Origin of the sequence: Nocardia sp. NPDC060220, assembly GCF_042727815.1 — a bacterium.
Taxonomy (GTDB): Bacteria; Actinomycetota; Actinomycetes; order Mycobacteriales; family Mycobacteriaceae; genus Nocardia.
On the sequence record NZ_JBHWZY010000845.1, the window covers coordinates 1 to 2,899 of the forward strand.

Annotated in this window: 3 protein-coding genes; 2 read left to right on the forward strand and 1 reads right to left on the reverse strand. The window is 67.7% G+C overall.

Annotation, left to right across the window (positions count from 1 at the left end; translation table 11 throughout):
• Positions 1-1,042, forward strand: a 1,042-nt coding sequence (locus ACFWF3_RS30580; protein ID WP_379317164.1) for a BTAD domain-containing putative transcriptional regulator, incomplete at its 5' end; no start/stop codon positions are given.
• Between the two features lie 66 nt (positions 1,043-1,108).
• Here the strand turns inward: ACFWF3_RS30580 and ACFWF3_RS30585 are convergent.
• Positions 1,109-1,888 carry an AraC family transcriptional regulator gene (locus ACFWF3_RS30585; protein ID WP_379317166.1) on the reverse strand — a complete coding sequence of 260 codons (780 nt, stop codon included), beginning with the start codon at positions 1,886-1,888 and terminating at the stop codon, positions 1,109-1,111.
• 125 nt (positions 1,889-2,013) lie between these two features.
• On the opposite strand from ACFWF3_RS30585, the gene ACFWF3_RS30590 reads away from it, so the two are divergent.
• On the forward strand, positions 2,014-2,691 hold the full coding sequence (locus ACFWF3_RS30590; protein ID WP_379317168.1) for an alpha/beta fold hydrolase: 678 nt from the start codon (positions 2,014-2,016) through the stop codon (positions 2,689-2,691).
• Positions 2,692-2,899 lie beyond the last annotated feature (208 nt).

Here is a 2,899-nt window from a genome sequence, read left to right on the forward strand (position 1 = left end):
GCCGCGCGCCCTCCTTGCCGCGCTCACCGTCAATCGGCGGCGCGCGGTGTCTTCTGCTGTGCTCGCCGAGATGGTCTGGAACGAGGACCCGCCGGATTCCTACGCGGCCAGCCTGCAGGTGTTCGTGTCGAACATCCGTAAAGCGCTGCGCAACGCCGGGATCGATTCCGCGCAGGTGCTGCGGACCGAGGGTGCGGGTTATCGGCTCGAAATCCCGGATACCGCGTGCGATCTCGGACGTTTCGAGAGTGCGCGCGAAGCGGGCTCGCGGTGTTTGGACGTCGGTGACCACCCAGGTGCCGCGAACCTTTTCGGTGCGGCGCTGCGGGAATGGACCGGGCGGGCACTGGCCGACCTGGCCGGATTGCAATTCGCCGACGGGTTCGCCACCGCGATGAACGAGGAGCGGCTACTCGCCGTCTCCGCGCGCGTCGATGCGGAAATCGCCTGTGGCCGGGCGTCGTCGGTGATCGGCGAGTTGGTGTCGATGACCAACGAGCATCCGCTGCGCGAGCCGCTGTGGGGGCAGTTGATCACCGCGCTGTATCTGTCCGGGCGGCAGGCGGACGCGCTGGAGGCGTGCCGGCGGGTGCGCAACGTGCTGGCCGAGGAGCTGGGAATCGACCCGGGGGCCGCGCTGATCGAGCTGGAGCGGCAGGTGCTGCGCCAGGAGCCGTTGAATGTGCTGGTGTCCAGGCGATCTGACCAGGTGGCCGCGGCGATGACCGAGACCGTCACCGAGGTGCCGCAGTCGATTCGCAACGGCAATCTGCGGTTCGCCGATGGGCGGACGCTGCCGATTCCCCACGGGGGGATCAGGATCGGCCGGATGACGGATAACGAACTCGTTCTCGATGATCCGAAAGCGAGCCGGTATCACGCGCACATCATGCCCAGCCGTGCCGGGCTGCTGATCAAGGATCTGCACTCGGCCAACGGGGTTTATGTCAACGAGGTGCCGATCGACAATGGGGCACTGCTGGCCGACGGGGACGTAATCCGTATCGGCGGAACGGTTCTGGTGTTCATCGCGGTGAAGTAGGGGTGGGTCTGCTCGGCCTGGGTCGACGGTCGGGTGCGGCGCAGCTCGATTGATTGCCACTCGGGATCAGGGGCTGGTCACTGCGCTCTGTCGGTTGGCTCGGTAGCGGCCAGGAGTGCTGCCGATGATGTTCGTGAAGGCGGTGATGAAGCCGCTGGGGTTGGCCCATCCGCAGGCGTAGGCGGTTCGAGTGATGTCGTATCCGTCGGCGAGAAGCACGAGGGCGTGGTAGATGCGTAGCTGGGTGCGCCACTCGTAGAAGGTCATGCCGAACTCGTTGTGTAACAGCCGGCTGAGGGTGCGGGCGCTGGCACCGATCGCCCTGCCGAGCTCGGCCATCGAGCTGTTGTCTGCCGGGTTGTCGGACAGTTTTCGCGCGAGGGCCCGCAGGCGGTCGTCCCGTGGTTCCGGCAGGTAGAGGGGCTGCTCCTGCGTCTCTCTGAGTTCGTCGACGAGGACCCGAAGGAGACGGGTGCGCGCCGAAGGGTTATAGCCCGGCTCGCCGTCGCCGTAGTTGTGCGGCCCGGTCAGGGCGAGCAGGAGCTCACGCGCGAGGTCGGTGGCCGAGAACACCGCAGGCCGGTCCGGTATGCGCCTGGCCAGGGACGCCGAGACGAAGACGATCCGCATATCCGTGTTGCCGTGGGCGCTGTGCCGGTGGGTGATTCCAGCGGGTGTCCACGCAATCCGGTCGGCGGGAACGATGGAGATGCCGTGGTCGGTGTGGACGGTCAAAACGCCGGTGGCAGCGTAGACCAGGTGCCCGCGTGCGTGCGACTGCACAGAGCTGGAGCCGCCCGACGGCCACAGGTGCCGTCCGCCGGACGGCCACACAACCGAGGTCACGCCCGTGGGATCGGTCGGTTGGCGAGGAACGGGCATCGGGAGGCAGTTTATCGGTGGCGCGCCGGCCTACGGAAGTGGTGATCTGGTCTGGTCCTTCGTGAGTGATCCAAAAAGGGAGATCTGCCATGGCAACGTTCATCCTCGTCCCCGGCGCGTGGCACGGATCCTGGACGTTCGAGGCGGTGACTCCGCTGCTGGAGGCCGCCGGGCACACCGTCCACGCCCTGACCCTGACGGGACTGCGGCCCGACGAGGATGACGTGACTGTGGCGCGCGCCAACCTCGACACACACGCCGATGACGTCGTGCGCCTGCTGGAGACCGCGCAGATCACCGACGCGACGCTCGTCGGACACAGCTATGGCGGGATGGTGATCTCAGCCGCGGCCGACCGCGCCGCGGGCCGCATCTCTCGTCTGGTTCATCTCGACGCCTACGTTCCGCGCGACGGCGAATCGTGTTGGTCCTTGACCACCGAGGCCTACCGGCAGTCGTTCATCGAAGGCGCGGCAGACACGGGTTACGCTGTGCGCCCACCGTTTCGGGCCCCGCACGGCGGCGAACCTCGCCGCCGCCCCCACCCACTGGCCTCCCTTGTCCAGAGCATCCGACTCACCGGCGCCGTCGATCGCATCCCCCGGCGCGACTTCATCTATTGCTCCGGGTGGGAAGACGACACTCCCTTCGCCGGACTCCGCGCCCGGCTCCGAGCCGCGCCCGGCTGGCACGTCCACGACATCCCATCCGGCCACAACGCGATGCGCGAGGCCCCAGGTGCCGTCGCCGATCTACTGCTGAGGTGAAGAGTGGGCGTGCCGCACCGCAACAGCCTGCCGACCGCAGAAGGTCCGGGTGGCCAGTGGGGCTGCGTGCACCCAGGAGTCATGGGAGCGGGCCGGGTGATGGGTTACGTCAGGCGGATTTCGGCTGCCGCTCGGCCGAAGAGCTTGCGGCCCTCCGAGATTCCGCTCAGCAGGACGGTTGCCGCGCGGCGATCGCTGTCGATCGACT